Genomic DNA, 16,619 nt, shown 5'->3' with positions numbered 1-16,619 from the left:
GGTACTGCAGGGGGGACCCTGTGGGAGAGTAGGACACCGCCGGACACCCATTACACGGAATGGCCACCCAACGCAGGGTGGCCATTCCGCGTTAAGGCGCTATGTCGCGTCGGTAGACTCGGGGGATGCCGACGCTCGATCTCTCCGTCTCCTCTGTCGACCTCACCCGCACCATCTGCGACATCCCGAGCGTCTCCGGTGACGAAGGGACTCTCGCCGACGCGATCTTCGCCACCGTGTCGCCGCTCGACCATCTCGAGGTGTACCGAAACGGCGATACGATCGTTGCCCGCACGAATCTCGGCCGCGCGCAGCGCGCCGTCATCGCCGGCCACATCGACACCGTCCCCATCAACGGGAACGTCCCCACCAAGGACATCACCGTCGACGGTGAGCCGTTCCTGTGGGGTCGTGGCACCGTCGACATGAAGGCCGGTGTCGCGGTGCAGCTGAAGCTGGCTGCGGAGCTCGTGGCGCCCCGGGTCGACGTCACCTGGATGTGGTACGACCACGAGGAGGTGGATGCCGACCTCAATGGCCTCACCCGCCTGGCGCGCACCCGCCCCGACCTCTTCGCCGGCGACTTCGCGATCCTGGGCGAGCCGTCCAACGGCGAGGTCGAAGGAGGGTGCAACGGGAACCTGCGCGCGATGGTGCGCACGACGGGCGTCCGCGCGCACAGCGCCCGCGCGTGGATCGGCGAGAACGCGATCCACAAGGCGGCGCCGATCCTCGGGCGCCTCGCCGACTACCGCCCGCGCGACGTCGAGGTCGAGGGACTCGTCTATCGGGAGGGCCTGAACGCCGTCCGCATCGGCGGTGGCGTGGCCGGCAATGTGATCCCCGATCTGTGCGAGGTCGAGGTGAACTACCGGTTCGCCCCCAGCCGCGACGTCGCGGAGGCGGAGCGCCACGTGCGCGACGTGTTCGCGGGCTTCGACGTGGAGATCGTCGATGCCGCGGCCGGTGCCCGTCCCGGCCTCGACGCGCCGCTCGCCCAGGAGTTCCTGCGGGCTGTCGGCGCAGAGCCTCGTCCGAAGTACGGGTGGACCGACGTGGCGCGGTTCAGCGCTCTGGGCGTGCCGGCCGTCAACTACGGTCCCGGTGATCCGCACCTCGCCCACCACGATGACGAGCGCGTGGCGATCGCGCAGATCGAGGCGGTCGAGCGGGGCCTGCGCGCGTGGCTGACCACGAGCTGACGCAGCGCGCAGCGCCGCGCTCCGCGGCCCGCACGGCGGTGCTCGTCGCCGCGATCTACCTCGGCGCGCGCGCCGTGACGGCCCTGCTGCTCTTCGTGGCCGCCGAGCTGTCGGGGTTCGGCTCCCGGATGGGTCCCGACGCCGGGATCATGGACACGGTCGTGGCCTGGGACGGCTCGTGGTACTGGCTGATCGCGTACTCCGGCTATCCCGCCGAGCTGCCGTTGACGGACACCGGGCAGGTCGCCGAGAACGCCTGGGCGTTCCTTCCGCTATACCCCTTGCTCGCCCAGCTCGTCTCGCTCCCGTTCGGAGCGTGGCCGGCGGGTGCCCTGATCGTGTCGCTGCTCGCCGGGTACGGGGCATCCGTCGTCCTCTATCACCTGCTGCGTCCGAGACTGGACGATCAGGCGGCGCTGTGGGCTGTCGCGTTCTGCGCGGCTGGCCCCTTGGCCGCACTCTTCCACGTCGGCTATGCCGAGGCGCTGAACCTGCTGTGGCTGTTCTGCGCCCTGTGGTGCGTGATGCGCCGGCGCTACGTCTGGCTGTACGCGCTGATCCCGCTCATGGCGTTCACGCGTCCCGGGGTGCTCGCCTTCTCCCTCTTCCTGGCGCTCTTCGGGATCTGGCGGTGGCGGAGCCGCGCACGCGAGCCGCTGCGCACGCCCGAGATCGTCCACATCGTCGCACTGGGACTGCTCGCCGCCGTCGCCGGGTTCGCATGGCAGGTCATCGCGGGGTGGGTGACCGGCGTGCCCGACGCGTATCTGGCCACCGAGCTCGCGTGGCGCCGGAACTGGGTGCCCGGCGACGCCGAGTTCGTGCCGTTCGAGCCGTTCCTGTCGGGAGCGGCGTTCTGGTTCGGGACGATGTGGAACCTGCCGGTCTGGCTCGGCTATGCCGCTCTCGCCATCGGGGTGGTGGCGGTCGCTGCAGCGCTCCTCCTGCTGCCCCAGGTCCGCAGGCTCGGTGTCGAGCTGCGCCTGTGGAGTGCCAGCTACCTCGTCTACCTCCTCCTGGTGTTCTTCCCGCAGTCGAGCATCTTCCGACTCCTGCTGCCGCTCTCGCCGCTGTGGGGCGCGTTCGCGGTCCCGCGGTCGCGGCTGTGGCGCATCGGAGTGCTGCTCGCGTGCCTCATCGGGCAGTGGTGGTGGATCTACAACATGTACGCCCTCGGCAACCACACGTGGCAGGTGCCGTGACCGGGGACGACGGATGCCGCTTTCCCCAGGCGTGCCCGTTCACTCATGCCTCACGATAAACTTGAGGCGCAGACCATCGATGAAAAGGAGCCGCAATGGCAGCCATGAAGCCGAGAACCGGAGACGGGCCGATGGAGGCCGTGAAGGAGGGTCGACTCATCATCGTGCGCGTGCCGCTCGAGGGAGGCGGTCGTCTGGTCGTCTCGGTGAACGACGCTGAGGCCAAGGAGCTCTACGACGTCCTGGGGGGCGTCGTCAACGCCGCTTGAGAAGCATTGCGCGAACGGCCGGTCCGAGAGGACCGGCCGTTCGCGTCTGTCCGGGTCGTCTAGGTCGTCGGCACGGTGGTGAGCTGCAGCAGCCCCTCGCCGGTGATGGAGAGGGCGCCGATGACCGCGGGGGAGCTCTGCGTCTCCTGGATCAGCGAGCGGTAGGCGGAGGTCACCGGATCCCTCCGCACGGGGTCGGCGACCGCTCCTCCTGCGAGAACGCGGGGGACCAGGACGGTCCCGCCGGCGCGGACGAGTCGCAGGCCGTGCTCGACGTACTCGATCACCCCGTCGGGGTCGGCATCGACGAGGACGATGTCGTAGGACGCCTCATTCATGCGGGGGAGGACCTCCGCGGCGCGGCCGGTGATGAAGCGAGCGCGTGCCGGCGGGATGCGCGCCTCGGCGAACGCCTGGCGGGCCGCGCCGAGGTGCTCGGGCTCCTTGTCGATCGTGGTGAGAGTGGCGCGCGGGGAGCCGCGGAGCAGCCACAGCCCCGAGACGCCGGCGCCGGTGCCGATCTCGACGATGTTGAGCGCCTGCGAGACGGCGGCGATGACGGCGCACTGGGCCCCGATCGCGGGACTGATCGGCGCCGCACCGAGCTCCAGCGCGTGCGCGCGGGCCCGCGCGATGTGATCCGGCTCGTTCGTCACCTCGTCGACGAACCGCTGGTTCGCGTCGTGCTCTCCCATCGGCATCCCTCCGCCGCCAGCCTACGCGGCGCCGTGGCGCTGGCAGCACAGGCGCGGCGGTAACCTGATCTCATGATCTTCGGCCTCACGATCGAGAAGCTCCTGCTGATCGGACTCGTCGCGGCACTCATCATCGGGCCGGAGCGGCTGCCGCGCTACGCGGAGTCGCTCGCGCAGTTCACCAGGCGGGCGCGGGAGTGGGTGTCGACGGCCAAGACCCGCGTGAAAGACGAGATGGGCGAGGACTTCGACGACGTCGACTGGCGCACGCTCGACCCCCGCCAGTACGATCCGCGGCGCATCATCCGCGAGGCGCTGCTCGACGACGCTCCGGCGCAGACCGTGCGCACCCAGGCGGCGGCACCGGTGCCGCCCACGACGCCCGTGCGATCGCCCTTCCGCGGCCCCGACGACGGCCCGACGCCCTTCGACAGCGAAGCCACCTGATCGGCCGGCCGCGTCAGCGCGGCCGGAAGGGGAGGGAGCGGCCCGGCAGGCCTCTGGGGAACCGGGCGAGCGCGGCGGCGATGTCGGCGATGGCGCGCGCGGCCGGATCGTCCGGATGCGCGAGGACCGCGGGAACGCCGGCATCGGCGTCGGCGCGGACCACGGGGCTCAGCGGCACGGAGGCCAGCAGCGGGACCTCGGATCCGGACCCGGACAGGGCCTCGGCCACGGCCGCGCCGCCACCGTGGCCGAACAGGTCGAGCACCGTCCCGTCGGGGAGCGTCATCGCCGCCATGTTCTCGACCACGCCGATGACCCGCTGCCCGGTCTGCCGCGCGACCAGCCCGCTGCGGACCGCGACATCGGAGGCCGCGGTCTGCGGCGTCGTGACCACCAGCACCTCGGCGTTCGGAAGCAGCTGTCCGACGGAGATCGCCACGTCGCCGGTGCCCGGCGGCATGTCCAGCAGCAGCACGTCGAGGTCGCCGAAGAAGACGTCGGTGAGGAACTGCTGCACCGTCCGGTGCAGCATCGGCCCGCGCCACGCGACCGCGCCGAGCGGGGAGTCGCCGCCGCTCCGGCGCAGGAACATGCCGATGGAGATCGTCTTCACGCCGTGGGCGACCGGCGGCAGCATCAGGTCGTCGACGCGGGTGGGCTGCGGCACGGACCCGTCGGGGCCGACCAGGCCGAGCTGACCCGGGATCGAGAACCCGTGCACGTCGGCGTCGATGAGGCCGACCGCGAGTCCGCGTGCGGCGAGGGCGACGGCGAGATTGGCGGTGACGGTGGACTTGCCGACGCCCCCCTTCCCGCTCGTGACCGCGATGACGCGGGTGAGCGAGCCGGGGCCGAACGGCATCTGGCGACCCCGTCCGCCGCGCAGGCGCTCGGTCAGGGCGTGCCGCTCGGCCGGGGTCATCACCCCCACCTCCAGCGCCACGTCCGTGATGCCGGGAACGGATGCCGCGGCGGTGCGCACATCCGTGGCGATGCGGTCTGCGGCGGGGCACCCGACGATCGTCAGCGCGATCGCCACGTGGGCCACGCCCGCGTCGACGGAGATGTCGCGCACCATGTCGAGCTCGCCGATGGGCCGGCGCAGCTCCGGGTCGAGGACGGCGCCGACCGCCGTGCGGACGGCGTCCGCGAGCACCGCGCTCATCGGTGCGTGCCGTCCTGGGCCTCGGGGGTGGCGTCGAGCTTCTCCAGGAGCGTGCGCAGCTCGCTGCGCAGCACGTCGCGGGTCACGACCTGATCGGCGAAGTCGTTGACGGCCATGCGCAGGGCGACCACCTCGCGCGCCAGGTACTCGGTGTCGGCGAGGTTGCGCTCGGCGCGCTGGCGATCCTGCTCGATCTGCACGCGGTCGCGGTCGTCCTGGCGGTTCTGCGCGAGCAGGATGAGGGGCGCGGCGTACGAGGCCTGCAGCGACAGGATCAGCGTCAGCAGGGTGTAGTTGTACTCACGCGGGTCGAACTGCAGCTCCCGCGGGGCGAAGGTGTTCCAGGCGAGCCAGACGATCACGAAGATCGTCATGCCGATGAGGAACCCCGAGGTCCCCATGGCCCGGGCGAACGCCTCCGAGAAGCGCCCGAAGCGATCGCTGGACTGCTGCGGCGTGCGCTGCAGCATGCCGGAGCGGCCGCGCGGCGCGTCGAGGGCCGGCTGACGGGTCGCACGTGCCATCAGCGCCTCCTCCCGCCGCGGGCGCCGCCTCCGGGCTGAGCGCGCGGGGTCGTGGCCGGCGCGGGTGCCGCTGCCGGGCGTCCGCTCTCATCGGCATCGTGCGACCGCCAGTCCTCGGGCAGCAGGTAGTCCAGCACGTCGTCGACGCTGATCGCGCCGACGAGGCGATGCGCGGGATCGACGACGGGGAGCGACACCAGGTTGTACGAAGCGAGAAGGCGCGCGACCTCCGCGGCCGAGGCGGTGGCAGGCACCGGGTCCAGCGTGTCGTCGATGATCGCGCCGAGCCGCTCGTGCGGCGGATAGCGCAGCATCCGCTGGAAATGCACGGTGCCCAGCAGCCGGCCGGTCGGCGTCTCGTACGGCGGAAGCGTCACGAACACGGCCGCTGCCAGAGCGGGGTGCAGCTCGTGCCGACGGATCAGGGCGAGCGCCTCGGCGATGGTGGCGTCGGCGGAGAGCACGATGGGCTCGCTCGTCATGAGGCCGCCCGCCGTGTCGGGACCGTACTTCAGGAGCGCGCGGACATCCTCCGCCTCCTCGGGCTCCATCAGCTCCAGCAGCTCCTCGCGCTGATCCTCGGGGAGCTGACCGAGCACGTCGGCGGCGTCGTCGGGCTCCATCGCATCGAGGATGTCGGCGGCGCGCTCGTCGTCCAGCGCCTCGAGGATGTGCACCTGCTCCTCCTCGGGCATCTCCTCGAGTGCGTCGGCGAGACGGTCGTCGGGAAGCTCCTCGACGACCTCGAGGAGCCTCTCCTCGGGCAGGTCGAGAAGGGTGTTCGCGAGATCGGCCGGGCGCAGCTCGGAGTAGGTGGCGACCAGCTGCTCGGCGGACTGCGTCTCGCCGGGCACCTGGCTCTCGCGCACCGCATCCCAGTTGGCGAACGTCGTTGCGCCCTTGGCGAAGGGGGAGGCGCTCGTCTTGGGCTTGCGGAGGAAGAGCTGGCCGACGTCCCACTCGCCCAGTCGGTTGCGCTCGATGGCGACGTCCTCGATGACGGCGGTGCCGGACCCGTCGGCGAAGAACACCTTGCGGCCGAGCATCTCGGCCATGACGCGGACCTCGCCGCCGCGCTGCTGGAAGCGACGCACGTTGATCAGGCCGGTGGTGATGACCTGCCCGGTGGCGATCGAGGTGACACGCCCGATCGAGACGAACACGTGGCGCCGGCCGGGGATCTCGACCACGAGTCCGATGACGCGCGGCGGATCGTCCTTGCGATAGATGACGACGACGTCGCGGACCTTGCCGAGGCGGTCGCCGGCGGGGTCGAAGACCGAGCACCCGGACAGGCGCGCGACGAAAACCCTCTGCGTACTCACACGTCTCAGCGTAGTCCGCGTGCCGTGGGAGGATGGGGAGATGACCATCATGGGAGGCCGTCCCCTGAAGGGCTCGGACGCCGTCGGACAGACGGTGGCGAGCTTCCCGACGTACGAGGCGGCGCAGAAGGCGGTGTCGTCTCTCATCGCCGCCGAGATCCCGGCCCGCGAGATCGCGATCGTCGGTCAGGGTCTGCGTTCCATCGAGCGGATCACAGGTCGTCTCGGGTATGCCTCCGCCGCCCGGTCGGGCGCCGTCAACGGACTGCTTCTGGGTCTGCTGTTCTCCGCGATCCTCGTGATCGGCTCGCCGTCGGTGCCGATCCAGGCGTTCGTGGGAGTGCTGTTCGTCGGGATCGCGATCGGCATGCTGATGAGCATCGTGGCGTATTCCTTCGTGCGCCGCCGCCGGGACTTCGCGTCGGTGATGCAGGTCGTCGCCGACCACTACGAGGTCACCGTCACCGACGGCAGTGCGAGCCGCGCCCGTCAGGTCCTCGGTCCGCAGTCCTCCGCGCCGACGACGATCCCGGCGGCCGCGGCATCCGCACCGGCATCGGCCCCGGCACCCGCACCGGCATCCGCACCGACGCCCGCCGACGAGCCGCCCAAGTACGGCGAGCGGCTGGCGGCGCCTCCCGAACGGACCGGGGACGCGGACGACGACGCCGCGCCCGAGCGGGCGCCGGACGTCGCCGCCGACGACCGCGCGGACCGCCCGTGACACCGTGACGGCGTCGGCCCCCGCGACCGTCCCGGTCGAGCTGCCGAGCGGGCGGGTCGAGGTCTCGGCCGACCTGGTCGCGCCGCCCTCGGCGTGGGCTTACGCCGCCCTCGCCCACGGGGCGGGCGCCGGGTACCGGCATCCCTTCCTCCTGGGCTTCGCCGACGCGCTGGCCGAGGCGGGCGTCGCGACGCTGCGGTTCAACTTCCCCTACGTCCAGGCGGGGCGACGGATGCCGGGGCCGGCCGCCCATGCGGTCGCGACGTGGCGGGCGGTGCACGCCGAGCTGACCGACCGCGCAGCGGGCGCGCCGGTGTTCGCGATCGGCAAGTCGTACGGCGGGCGGATGGCGTCGATGGCGGCCGCAGAGGGCGCGATCGACCCGGCCGCCCTGGTGTACCTCGGGTATCCGCTCCATCCGCCCGGCAGCCCCGACAAGGCCCGCGTGGCGCACCTGCCCGACGTGCCGCAGCCGCAGCTCTTCGTGGCGGGCTCGAACGACCCGTTCATCGATCCGCACGAGCAGCTCGAAGGGGCCGTCGCCTCCTGCCGGTCGGCCGAGATCTCGTGGATCGAGGGCGGCGGCCACTCGTTCGAGGTGAAGGGCCGCAAGCGGCGGCCCGCCGAGGTCGCCGCCGAGCTGGTCCCGCCGATCGTCGCGTGGCTCCGCGCGGCTCACTCCGCGGGCGGACCCACGTAGCGCCCGCGGGGGCGCAGCCGCATGGGTCGCTCGTCGTATTCGTCCACCGCGTGGGAGATCCACCCCGCGATGCGCCCGACGGCGAACACGACGGCGCCGGCGTCTTCGGTCATGCCCGCCCAGAGGGTGAGCGCCGCCAGCGCCAGATCGAGGTTCGGGCGGGTGTCGGTGCGCCGGGCCACCTCCTCCGTGACGGCGTCGACCGCCGCCATCACGTCGGCGCTCTGCGGCGCCTCCCGGAGCAGTTCGAGCATCAGCCGCGCCCGCATGTCGGCCCCGGCATAGAGCGACTGGCCGAAGCCGGGGATGCCGCGCCCGCCGTCGCGGACCGCGCGCGCGATCGCCGGTGCCGGCGCCTGGCCGTCCCGGACGGCGTGCAGGAGCCGGAACGCCGAGCGGCTCGCCGTGCCGTGCAGCGGCGCGTCGAACGCACCGAGCGCGGCCGTCACGACCGCGTAGCCCGACGCGCGCGCGGACGCCGCGACACGGCCCGCGAGCGTCGACAGCGCCAGGTCGTGGTCGATCACGAGGATCAGTGCCGCGTCGAGCAGGTGGATGCCGTCGGCGTCGTCGCGGCCGCCGAGCGCGCGCCACAGCGTCGGCGCGACCGCGCCGGGTGCGCCCTCGGAAAGGAGCGCCGCGGGGAGCCCCGTCACCAGCCGTGCCCCGATGCGCGCGAGCTGCTCCGGCGCCGGATCGTCACGCAGCGGGTCGGTCACCGCCAGCGCGGTCACCCCCGCCGCCAGCCGGTCGAGGGGACGGCTGGCGTCGCCGAGCGCCGCGATCGTGCGGCGCGCGACCTGGACGTCGTCGGCATCCGGCGGGCGCAGCGTGCGGATGCCCCACAGCCAGCAGACGACGTCCTCGAACGACTGCTCGCGTGCAAGGCGCGTCGCCGAGCGCTCGCGGTAGTGCAGCGCGTCGTCCTCCACGTGGGCGAGCCGCGTGTCGAGCACCATGAGCGGGGTCCCGGCCGCCGCCCCGCCGGAGGGCGGTGCGGGGGAGCGGCGCCGCCGGCCTGCGAACGCCTCCACCTCGAGGGGATCGAACCACGAGCCGGTCGCGTCGCGCTCCCGCGACAGCAGGCCGCGTGAGACGTACGCGTAGAGCGACTCGGGCTTGACCCCGAGGCGCGCGGCCGTCTCGGCGGCCGAGAGCCGTGGCAGGGCGTTCATCGATATTGATCCGATCAAGATTGACGAAAACGGAATCAAGTCCGACCCTGAGTGTAGCGGCTCGCCGGCACGGCGCCCGCCCGAGGGAAGGAGACGACATGACCACGACGACGCCATCGGCCGCGATCGACGCACCCCGGGGCCTGGCGGGTGTCATCGTCGCCGAGACGGCGGTGAGCGATGTGCGCGGCGCCGAGGGACTGCTGCAGTACCGTGACCGCTCCGCGATCGAGCTCGCCGAGGCCGCCGACTTCGAGGATGCCTGGCAGCTGCTCGTCACCGGAGAGGACGCGACGGATGCCTCCCGCGGTGCGTTCGCGCGTCGGATCCAGGCCGCCAGGACCCGGTGCGCGGACGACGTCGCCGCCGCCGTCGACGCCGTGTCCGCGGCGACACCGGAGGTGATGGCGGGGCTCGCGGCGGTGTGGTCGCTGCTGGCCGCGCGGCGCGGCATCCGTCCCCTGTACGACCTGACCGCCGACGAGCGCCTGATCGACGCGATCGAGCTCGCCGCCTCGACGCCCGTCATCGTCGGCGCGCTGTGGCGCAGGCGGAACGGGCAGCAGCCGCTGCCGCTGCTTTCCGGCCGGGGCCTCGTCGCCGACTACCTGCACCAGGTGACGGGCACCGTTGCGGACGCCGAGAGCGAGGCGGCGCTGACGGCCTACCTGATCTCCGTGATGGACCACGGCTTCAACGCCTCCACGTTCACGGCTCGGGTGATCGCGTCGACGGGAGCGGATGCCGCTTCCTGCCTCGTGGGTGCCCTCGGCGCGCTGACGGGGCCGCTGCACGGCGGTGCGCCGTCCCGCGCCCTGGACGGACTCGACGCGGTCGGCACGGCGGAGCGCATCGAGCCCTGGATCCGCGGGGAGCTCGCCGCCGGCCGCCGGCTGATGGGGTTCGGACACGCCGTGTACCGGACGTCCGACCCGCGGGCGGAGCTGATGAAGCGGATCGCGAAGCGGCGGGGCGGTGCTCGCGTCGAGCTGGCGCTGCGGTTCGAGGAGACCGCGGAACGATTGCTCGCCGCGGCGAAGCCGGGACGCGCGCTGCACACCAACGTGGAGTTCTGGGCCGCTCTCGTGATGGAGCAGTGCGGACTGCCGCGGTCGATGTTCACCCCGACGTTCGCCATCGCCCGCACGATCGGGTGGACGGCGCACATCCTCGAGCAGTCAGCCGATCCGAAGATCATCCGGCCGTCCGCGCGGTATGTCGGCCCGCCGGTGCGGGTGCGAGCTGCCTGACGCATCCCGCCGCGTGGCCTGCTAGCGGCCGGCCGCGTAGCCCTGCATGCCCCGCGGGTTGGCGGCGGCCCACAGCACACCCGTGCGGGCATCCCTCCCGACGGCGGAGACGCGACCGAGCGCCCAGTCTCCCGCGCGCGTGACGCGGTGACCGCGACGCTCGAGGCCCTCGATCACGGCATCGCCCAGGCGGGCTTCGGCCACGGCGCCGGCGGGCGTCCACGTGCGGGGCCAGAACGACTCCGGCATCGCGGTCGTGTGCAGCGCCGGCGCATCGATCGCCTGCTGCGGCGCGTAGCCGCCCACGATGATGCGCAGCAGCGCCAGCAGCTGCCACTGATCCTGCTGGTCGCCGCCCGGCGAGCCGATCGCGAACTCCGGCGCCCCGTCGCGCAGCACGAGCGTCGGCGTGAGGGTCGTGCGCGGTCGCCGGCCCGGCATGAGGGACGACGGATGCCCCGGCTGGAGCCACGTCATCTGCAGGCGGGTGCCCAGGCAGAAGCCGAGCGCCGGGATGGTCGGCGAGGACTGCAGCCAGCCTCCCGAGGGCGTGGCGGAGACGATGTTGCCCCAGCGGTCGATGACATCGAGGTGGCAGGTGTCGCCGCGGGTCTCGCCCGACGCCGCCACGCGGGCCTCGCCCGGGGGCACCGTGGGCTCGCCGGTGCCGACCGCGGGCGCGTCGTACGTCTCGCGCAGCGGGGGGCGGAACGGGGTGCCGCCCGCGGGCGACCCTGGCCGGAACTCCGCCGACGCGGTGCCCGCGATGAGGGCGCGGCGCTCGGCGAGGTAGTCCGCGGACAGCAGCGCCTCGAGGTCGACGTCGTCGTCGCCGAACCAGGCGTCGCGGTCGGCCAGCGCGAGCTTCTGCGCCTCGAGGATCGTGTGGGCGCCCTCCTCCTGCGACGGGTCGAGCAGCTCGTCCGAGAGGGGCTCCAGCAGGCCGAGCGTCTGCAGCAGCGCCGGGCCCTGCGTCCACGCACCGGCCTTCGCGACCGTGCGCCCTCGGAACTCGCGCGTCAGCGCAGGCTCGTACGCCGCATCGAACGCGGCGAAGTCGTCGGCGGTGATGACGGCCGCGTGCGCGCCGCCGTCCGAGTGGCGGTGCGGCTGCGCGAGGAACGCGGATGCCTCGTGGGCGACGGATCCCGTCTTCCACTCCCGGCGCGCGGCGTCGATGCGCGCCGCGCGGCCCACAGGTCCGTCGTCGCGCACGGTGCAGGACGCGTGGACGAGGGTGTCCAGCACCTCGGCGTAGGCGGGGTTGCGCACGATCTCCCCGGCCGCAGGAGGCTCGCCGTCGGACAGCCAGAGGGCGGCGGAGGTCGGCCAGTCGTCGCGGAACAGCTCTGCAACCCGCGCGATCGTCGCCGCGGCGCCGGCGACCAGGGGGTGGCCGTCGCGGGCGTAGCCGATCGCGTACGCGAGCACGTCGGCCAGCTCCCACGTGCCGTGGTCGCGCAGCAGCAGGAGCCACGCGTCGACGGCGCCCGGCACCGCCGCGGCCAGGCCGCCGGCGCCCGGCACGAGGTCGAGGCCCTGGGCTCGGTAGTGGTCGATGGTCGCCGCCTCGGGAGCGGGGCCCTGACCCATGAGAACCGTCGGCGCGGCCGCGTCGGCGGTCTGGAAGATGCCGACGAGGTCCCCGCCGGGCCCGTTGAGATGAGGCTCGACGACGTGCAGCACGAAGGCCGCGGCGACGGACGCGTCGAACGCGTTGCCGCCGCGCTCCAGCACCGCCTGCGACGTCGCCGTCGCGAGCCAGTGCGTCGAGGCCGACATGCCGAACGTGCCGGTGAGGGTCGGGCGCGTCGTGAACGACGGGGGAGGCGTGAAGGACACGTCAGCGGCTGCCGCGCGCGATCCAGGCCTCGACCTCGTCGGCGGTGCGGGGGATCGCCGACGACAGGTTCACGGGGCCGTTCTCGGTCATGAGGATGTCGTCCTCGATGCGCACGCCGATGCCCCGGTACTCCTCGGGGACGGTGAGGTCGTCGATCTGGAAGTACAGTCCCGGCTCGATCGTGAACACCATCCCGGGCTCCAGGAGCCCGTCGTAGTACATGTCGCGCCGCGCCTGCGCGCAGTCGTGCACATCGATGCCGAGGTGGTGGCTCGTGCCGTGGACCATGTAGCGGCGGTGGTGGCCCCCCGCGTCGGCGTCGAGCGCCTCTGCCGCGCTGACCGGCAGCAGGCCCCACTCGGCCACTCGCGCCGCGATGACCTGCATCGCCGCCTCGTGGATCGACCGGAAGCGCACACCGGGCCGCGCGGCGGCGAACGCCGCGTCGGCGGCCTCGCGCACGGTCTCGTACACCCGGCGCTGCACCTCGGTGAAGCGTCCGCTCACCGGCAGGGTCCGCGTGATGTCGGCGGTGTAGAGGCTGTCGACCTCGACGCCGGCGTCGATCAGGATCAGATCCCCGGGGACCACCGCGCCGTCGTTGCGCGTCCAGTGGAGGTAGCAGGCGTGCGGGCCCGAAGCCGCGATCGTGTCATAACCGACCGCGTTGCCGTCGCTGCGGGCGCGCCGGTGGAAGACGCCCTCCACGACGCGCTCGCCGCGCGGGTGGTCGATGATCGCCGGAAGGTTCGCGACGATGTCGTCGAAGCCGTCCGCGGTGACCTGAACCGCGAGCTCCATCTGACCGATCTCGTACGCGTCCTTGATGAGGCGCAGCTCCGAGACGAAGCGCGTGAGCTCGTCATGCTCGCCGACCACGAGGTCGCCGTCGCGCTCCTCGAAGTCGTCGATGTGGGCCGTCGGAAGTCCGAGGTCGGCGGCCACGCCCGAGAGGGCGGGCCTCGGCCCGATCCAGAACTCGCCGATCGAGGCATCCGAGTAGAACTCGCTCGTCGTGCGATCGGCGCGCTCGCGGAAGTGCAGCGTGACGTCGTGCCCGCCGCCCGAACGCGGCTCGAACACCAGCACCGCGCCGGGCTCCGAGTCCGAGGCCCACCCCGTCAGATGCGAGAAGGCGGAGTGCGCGCGGAACGGGTAGTCGGTGTCGTTGCTGCGCTGCTTCAGCTCGCCGGCCGGGATCACCAGTCGCCGGCCCGGGAAGGCCGCCGACACCGCGTCGCGGCGGGCTGCGGCGAAGGGCGCCTGGACGCGTGCGGGCGGTGCGGAGTCCGGCCGTTCGGCCCACCCGGTGGAGATGGTGTCGAGGAAGCCCTGACCGAACGGCTGGCGGCGATTGGTGCTCGTCGAGGGCTGCGTCGCGGGGGTGGCCGTGTCGTCGGCTGCGCTGCTCATGCGTCCAGTCTCGCACGGGCGCGAACACCCGCGGCAGGCTCAGCCGGCGGGCTCGTACTGCACGATCAGGGGGCGATGGTCCGACCCCGAGCCGTCCATCGCGCGCAGCACGAGCGAGCCCGATGGGCGCCACCGGTCGGTCGCCATGACGTGGTCGATCGGCGCGCCGAGGATGGCCGGGACGCTGGACGACCACGTGCCCAGCGCGCCGTTGCCGGTCTCGACCGCGGCGTCGGTGCAGTGGCCGAGCGTGCCTCCGTCGATGCCGAGGCCCGACATGTGGTCGACCGTGGCGTTGAAGTCGCCGGCCATGATGACGTCGCCGTCGACGCACTGGTCGGCGAGCCACTGCAGGTCGTCCCGCCAGCTCTGCATGTAGCTCTGCCGCGGAGCCACGGCGTGGACGGCCACGACGATGGGCCCCTGTCCCGACACCGGCATCGCGACGGCGCTCGGCACCGTCGAGGTGTTGCTGGTGCCGTTCTGCGACGATTCGATGACGGCGTAGTCGCCCATCTCGGGGGAGATCAGCAGCGTCGTGGATCCGGCATCCCATTCCGTGGACGGGTCCTCCGCGTGGTGCGCCCACATCCGGTGCCCGAGATCGCGCATCGCGATGGCGACCCGCTCGCCCGTCTCGATGGTCGTCTCGGGAAGCGCCACGATGTCGGCATCCATCGCCACGGCGATCTTCGCGATCGTCTCGGGCGCCGTGGCCGGGCCGGCGGTGTTCCACGTCATGACGCGGACGCTCGTCTCGGTCTTCACCGGCAGCGGGTCGGTGCCGAGGCCTCCGCGGGCTGCGATCACGCCCAGGTTCGCCACGGCCGCGACGCCCGCGACGACGGCGATCGAGAGTGCGAGAGCCCGGATCGGACGCGCGATGGCCAGCAGCAGCGCGACCACGGCGGCCGCGATGAAGACGCCGGCGAGGACGCCGCGGAACGAGACGATCTGCGCGATCGGGAAGACCCGCTCGACGCGGAAGAACGCCGGCCACGTCAGCACCGCCGCACCGATGGCGCACAGCACGGTGAAGAGGATCCCGAGCAGGCGAAGCACGACCGCGAGCCTATGCGAGCAGCCTGGGAGATCCGTCAGCACCCGGGGCGTGGCGCGCGACATGCGCATCCGATCGCCGCGCGCCGCCGCGCTACGCTCGGAGGATGCCGGGACCGCAGCGCTTCGAAGGGCCGAGCGACCTGCACCTGCATTCCGCGCACTCGGACGGCACCCAGCCGCCCGCCGAGGTCATGGCGTCGGCGCACCGCCACGGCGTGCGCACGGCGGCGCTGACCGACCACGACACGACGTCAGGATGGGCGGAGGCGGCCGAGGCGGCGGCATCCCTCGGCATGAGCTTCATCCCAGGGATGGAGCTGTCGGCACGCCACGAATGGCGCAGCGTGCACGTGCTCGCGTACCTTCCCGACCCGGACGAGCCCGCGCTGCGAGCGGAGACCACCCGCATCCGGTCGTCGCGGCTAGACCGCGCCCGCCTGATGGCCGACCGCATCGCGCGGGACTACGACCTGGTGTGGGACGACATCCTCGCCCAGACCACCGACGGCGCGACCGTCGGGCGCCCGCACATCGCCGACGCGCTGGTGGCGCGCGGCTTCGTGCGCGACCGCGCAGAGGCGTTCTCGGGGATCCTGAGCCCGCGCGGCGACTACTACGTCGCCCTGTACGCCCCCGATCCGGTGACCGCCGTCAGACTCGTCGTGGGCGCCGGGGGAGTGCCGGTCATCGCCCACCCGGCCGGCAGGGCGGGCCTGCTGCCGATGCCGCTGCTGGAGCGGATGCTCGGCGCCGGCCTCGCCGGGTTCGAGCTCGGCCACCGCGAGAACCGCGAGCCCGCGCTCGGGACGCTGCGCGCGCTGTGCCGCGAGCGCGACCTCATCGTGACAGGATCCAGCGACTACCACGGGCTCGGCAAGCCGAACGTCCCCGGCGAGAACACCACCGCGGACGACATGGTGGCCCGCATCGTCGCACGCGCAACGGGAAGCGCCCCCGTCCACCCTTAGGCGGACGGGGGCGCTCCCGTCTCTGCGAGGATCACGCGCTCCGCGCGAGGCGGATCAGGCGAGTGCCCTGGCCTTCAGAGCGTCGTACTCGGCCTGCGTGATGGTGCCGGCGTCCAGGAGCGCCTTGGCCTTCGCGATCTCGTCGGCCGGGCTCGCCGCGGAGCCGCCGGCGACGGACTTGATGTAGGCGTCCTGCGCCTTCTGCAGCTCGCCCGCCTCCCGCGCGCCGCGCTCGGCCATGCCCTTGCCCCGGGCGATCAGGTAGACCAGCAGCGTCAGGAACGGCACGAAGATCAGGAAGATGATCCACAGCGCCTTGAGCCAGCCGTTCAGGTTGCGGTCGCGGAACAGGTCGCCGATCACGGCGAACAGCGCGAAAAGGTAGACGACGAAGAAGAAGATCCAGAGGAACCACCAGATGATGTCCCAGAAGGATCCCCAGAATCCCTGGTATTCGTACGCGGTGGTGACGGCATCGAGGAATCGCACGATACGCCTTTCTTGAATGCGAGGTCACGGCGCGATAGACGCCGTGTGCGCTCACACTAGCGCCGCTGTCGCGCGGACGCCGTCATCGTCACCGGCGTCGTCGCATCACGCGCCGACGGGCGCGCCGCCCGCGGGCGCGGCGCCGCCGCGGCGCCGGCGCCGGCGC

Annotated in this window: 17 protein-coding genes; 8 read left to right on the top strand and 9 right to left on the bottom strand. The window is 72.6% G+C overall.

Translation table 11 applies throughout. The features are described 5' to 3' along the window. The first annotated feature begins 125 nt into the window (after nucleotides 1–125). The 3 genes from dapE (at nucleotide 126) to ACWGUG_RS18410 (ending at nucleotide 2,673) form a co-directional block, all read left to right on the top strand. Nucleotides 126–1,202 (top strand): succinyl-diaminopimelate desuccinylase, encoded by a 1,077-nt coding sequence (gene dapE, locus ACWGUG_RS18420; protein ID WP_452325503.1) that lies wholly within the window; start codon nucleotides 126–128, stop codon nucleotides 1,200–1,202. Beyond that, nucleotides 1,184–2,404 (top strand): hypothetical protein, encoded by a 1,221-nt coding sequence (locus ACWGUG_RS18415; RefSeq protein WP_336399303.1) that lies wholly within the window; start codon nucleotides 1,184–1,186, stop codon nucleotides 2,402–2,404. Before dapE ends, ACWGUG_RS18415 begins: the two co-directional genes overlap by 19 nt. A gap of 95 nt (nucleotides 2,405–2,499) precedes the next feature. Beyond that, nucleotides 2,500–2,673, top strand: coding sequence for a DUF3117 domain-containing protein (locus ACWGUG_RS18410; RefSeq protein WP_019179788.1), 174 nt, complete (start codon nucleotides 2,500–2,502; stop codon nucleotides 2,671–2,673). Between the two features lie 59 nt (nucleotides 2,674–2,732). On the opposite strand, the gene ACWGUG_RS18405 is transcribed toward ACWGUG_RS18410, so the two are convergent. Beyond that, on the bottom strand, nucleotides 2,733–3,368 hold the full coding sequence (locus tag ACWGUG_RS18405; protein WP_336399304.1) for an O-methyltransferase: 636 nt from the start codon (nucleotides 3,366–3,368) through the stop codon (nucleotides 2,733–2,735). Nucleotides 3,369–3,440: 72 nt separating this feature from the next. Between ACWGUG_RS18405 and ACWGUG_RS18400 the strand changes: the two genes are divergently transcribed. Continuing rightward, nucleotides 3,441–3,815 carry a Sec-independent protein translocase TatB gene (locus ACWGUG_RS18400; protein WP_452325502.1) on the top strand — a complete coding sequence of 125 codons (375 nt, stop codon included), beginning with the start codon at nucleotides 3,441–3,443 and terminating at the stop codon, nucleotides 3,813–3,815. Nucleotides 3,816–3,828: 13 nt separating this feature from the next. Here the strand turns inward: ACWGUG_RS18400 and ACWGUG_RS18395 are convergent, their stop codons facing one another. Genes ACWGUG_RS18395 through ACWGUG_RS18385 form a run of 3 tightly spaced genes read right to left on the bottom strand, consistent with a single transcriptional unit; the run spans nucleotide 3,829 to nucleotide 6,829 of the window. Then, the gene (locus tag ACWGUG_RS18395; protein WP_452325501.1) at nucleotides 3,829–4,980 is read right to left on the bottom strand and encodes an Mrp/NBP35 family ATP-binding protein; all 1,152 of its coding nucleotides are present in this window, start codon (nucleotides 4,978–4,980) and stop codon (nucleotides 3,829–3,831) included. Continuing rightward, nucleotides 4,977–5,504: a DUF1003 domain-containing protein gene (locus tag ACWGUG_RS18390; protein ID WP_336399307.1), complete on the bottom strand. Its 528-nt coding sequence runs from the start codon at nucleotides 5,502–5,504 to the stop codon at nucleotides 4,977–4,979. Before ACWGUG_RS18390 ends, ACWGUG_RS18395 begins: the two co-directional genes overlap by 4 nt. Next, nucleotides 5,504–6,829 carry a magnesium transporter MgtE N-terminal domain-containing protein gene (locus ACWGUG_RS18385; protein ID WP_378885315.1) on the bottom strand — a complete coding sequence of 442 codons (1,326 nt, stop codon included), beginning with the start codon at nucleotides 6,827–6,829 and terminating at the stop codon, nucleotides 5,504–5,506. The genes ACWGUG_RS18390 and ACWGUG_RS18385 overlap by 1 nt, the downstream gene beginning before the upstream one ends. 40 nt (nucleotides 6,830–6,869) lie before the next feature. On the opposite strand from ACWGUG_RS18385, the gene ACWGUG_RS18380 reads away from it, so the two are divergent. Together ACWGUG_RS18380 and ACWGUG_RS18375 are read left to right on the top strand one after the other, a co-directional pair. Then, entirely contained in the window at nucleotides 6,870–7,553 is a 684-nt protein-coding gene (locus ACWGUG_RS18380; protein WP_452325500.1) for a general stress protein, read from the top strand. Nucleotides 7,554–7,557: 4 nt separating this feature from the next. Continuing rightward, on the top strand, nucleotides 7,558–8,253 hold the full coding sequence (locus ACWGUG_RS18375; RefSeq protein ID WP_452325499.1) for an alpha/beta hydrolase family protein: 696 nt from the start codon (nucleotides 7,558–7,560) through the stop codon (nucleotides 8,251–8,253). Here the strand turns inward: ACWGUG_RS18375 and ACWGUG_RS18370 are convergent. Further along, the gene (locus ACWGUG_RS18370) at nucleotides 8,229–9,428 is read right to left on the bottom strand and encodes a citrate/2-methylcitrate synthase (RefSeq protein ID WP_452325498.1); all 1,200 of its coding nucleotides are present in this window, start codon (nucleotides 9,426–9,428) and stop codon (nucleotides 8,229–8,231) included. The two genes, ACWGUG_RS18375 and ACWGUG_RS18370, sit on opposite strands and share 25 nt — an antisense overlap. A gap of 98 nt (nucleotides 9,429–9,526) precedes the next feature. Here ACWGUG_RS18370 and ACWGUG_RS18365 point away from each other — a divergent pair, with 98 nt between their 5' ends. Then, entirely contained in the window at nucleotides 9,527–10,678 is a 1,152-nt protein-coding gene (locus ACWGUG_RS18365) for a citrate/2-methylcitrate synthase (protein WP_452325497.1), read from the top strand. Nucleotides 10,679–10,699: 21 nt separating this feature from the next. Here the strand turns inward: ACWGUG_RS18365 and ACWGUG_RS18360 are convergent, their stop codons facing one another. Genes ACWGUG_RS18360 through ACWGUG_RS18350 form a run of 3 tightly spaced genes read right to left on the bottom strand, consistent with a single transcriptional unit; the run spans nucleotide 10,700 to nucleotide 14,996 of the window. Further along, complete coding sequence (locus ACWGUG_RS18360) at nucleotides 10,700–12,520, bottom strand: gamma-glutamyltransferase family protein (protein ID WP_452325496.1); 1,821 nt, start codon at nucleotides 12,518–12,520, stop codon at nucleotides 10,700–10,702. A gap of 1 nt (nucleotide 12,521) precedes the next feature. After that, on the bottom strand, nucleotides 12,522–13,934 hold the full coding sequence (locus ACWGUG_RS18355; RefSeq protein ID WP_452325495.1) for an aminopeptidase P family protein: 1,413 nt from the start codon (nucleotides 13,932–13,934) through the stop codon (nucleotides 12,522–12,524). A gap of 39 nt (nucleotides 13,935–13,973) precedes the next feature. Continuing rightward, nucleotides 13,974–14,996 carry an endonuclease/exonuclease/phosphatase family protein gene (locus tag ACWGUG_RS18350; protein WP_336399315.1) on the bottom strand — a complete coding sequence of 341 codons (1,023 nt, stop codon included), beginning with the start codon at nucleotides 14,994–14,996 and terminating at the stop codon, nucleotides 13,974–13,976. Between the two features lie 104 nt (nucleotides 14,997–15,100). Between ACWGUG_RS18350 and ACWGUG_RS18345 the strand changes: the two genes are divergently transcribed. Continuing rightward, nucleotides 15,101–15,964 carry a PHP domain-containing protein gene (locus ACWGUG_RS18345; RefSeq protein WP_336399316.1) on the top strand — a complete coding sequence of 288 codons (864 nt, stop codon included), beginning with the start codon at nucleotides 15,101–15,103 and terminating at the stop codon, nucleotides 15,962–15,964. A gap of 54 nt (nucleotides 15,965–16,018) precedes the next feature. Here the strand turns inward: ACWGUG_RS18345 and ACWGUG_RS18340 are convergent, their stop codons facing one another. Then, nucleotides 16,019–16,453 (bottom strand): SHOCT domain-containing protein, encoded by a 435-nt coding sequence (locus ACWGUG_RS18340; RefSeq protein WP_336399317.1) that lies wholly within the window; start codon nucleotides 16,451–16,453, stop codon nucleotides 16,019–16,021. Nucleotides 16,454–16,619 lie beyond the last annotated feature (166 nt).

This window comes from Microbacterium sp. NPDC055455 (genome assembly GCF_053619935.1).
This window is presented reverse-complemented; position numbering and strand designations above follow the sequence as displayed.

Excerpts from the sequence above, each read along its gene's own strand:
- dapE (WP_452325503.1), top strand. The coding sequence starts at position 126 with ATGCCGACGCTCGATCTCTCCGTCTCCTCTGTCGACCTCACCCGCACC.
- ACWGUG_RS18410 (WP_019179788.1), top strand. The coding sequence starts at position 2,500 with ATGGCAGCCATGAAGCCGAGAACCGGAGACGGGCCGATGGAGGCCGTG.
- ACWGUG_RS18405 (WP_336399304.1), bottom strand. The coding sequence starts at position 3,368 with ATGGGAGAGCACGACGCGAACCAGCGGTTCGTCGACGAGGTGACGAAC.
- ACWGUG_RS18400 (WP_452325502.1), top strand. The coding sequence starts at position 3,441 with ATGATCTTCGGCCTCACGATCGAGAAGCTCCTGCTGATCGGACTCGTC.
- ACWGUG_RS18395 (WP_452325501.1), bottom strand. The coding sequence starts at position 4,980 with ATGAGCGCGGTGCTCGCGGACGCCGTCCGCACGGCGGTCGGCGCCGTC.
- ACWGUG_RS18390 (WP_336399307.1), bottom strand. The coding sequence starts at position 5,504 with ATGGCACGTGCGACCCGTCAGCCGGCCCTCGACGCGCCGCGCGGCCGC.
- ACWGUG_RS18380 (WP_452325500.1), top strand. The coding sequence starts at position 6,870 with ATGACCATCATGGGAGGCCGTCCCCTGAAGGGCTCGGACGCCGTCGGA.
- ACWGUG_RS18370 (WP_452325498.1), bottom strand. The coding sequence starts at position 9,428 with ATGAACGCCCTGCCACGGCTCTCGGCCGCCGAGACGGCCGCGCGCCTC.
- ACWGUG_RS18365 (WP_452325497.1), top strand. The coding sequence starts at position 9,527 with ATGACCACGACGACGCCATCGGCCGCGATCGACGCACCCCGGGGCCTG.
- ACWGUG_RS18355 (WP_452325495.1), bottom strand. The coding sequence starts at position 13,934 with ATGAGCAGCGCAGCCGACGACACGGCCACCCCCGCGACGCAGCCCTCG.
- ACWGUG_RS18345 (WP_336399316.1), top strand. The coding sequence starts at position 15,101 with ATGCCGGGACCGCAGCGCTTCGAAGGGCCGAGCGACCTGCACCTGCAT.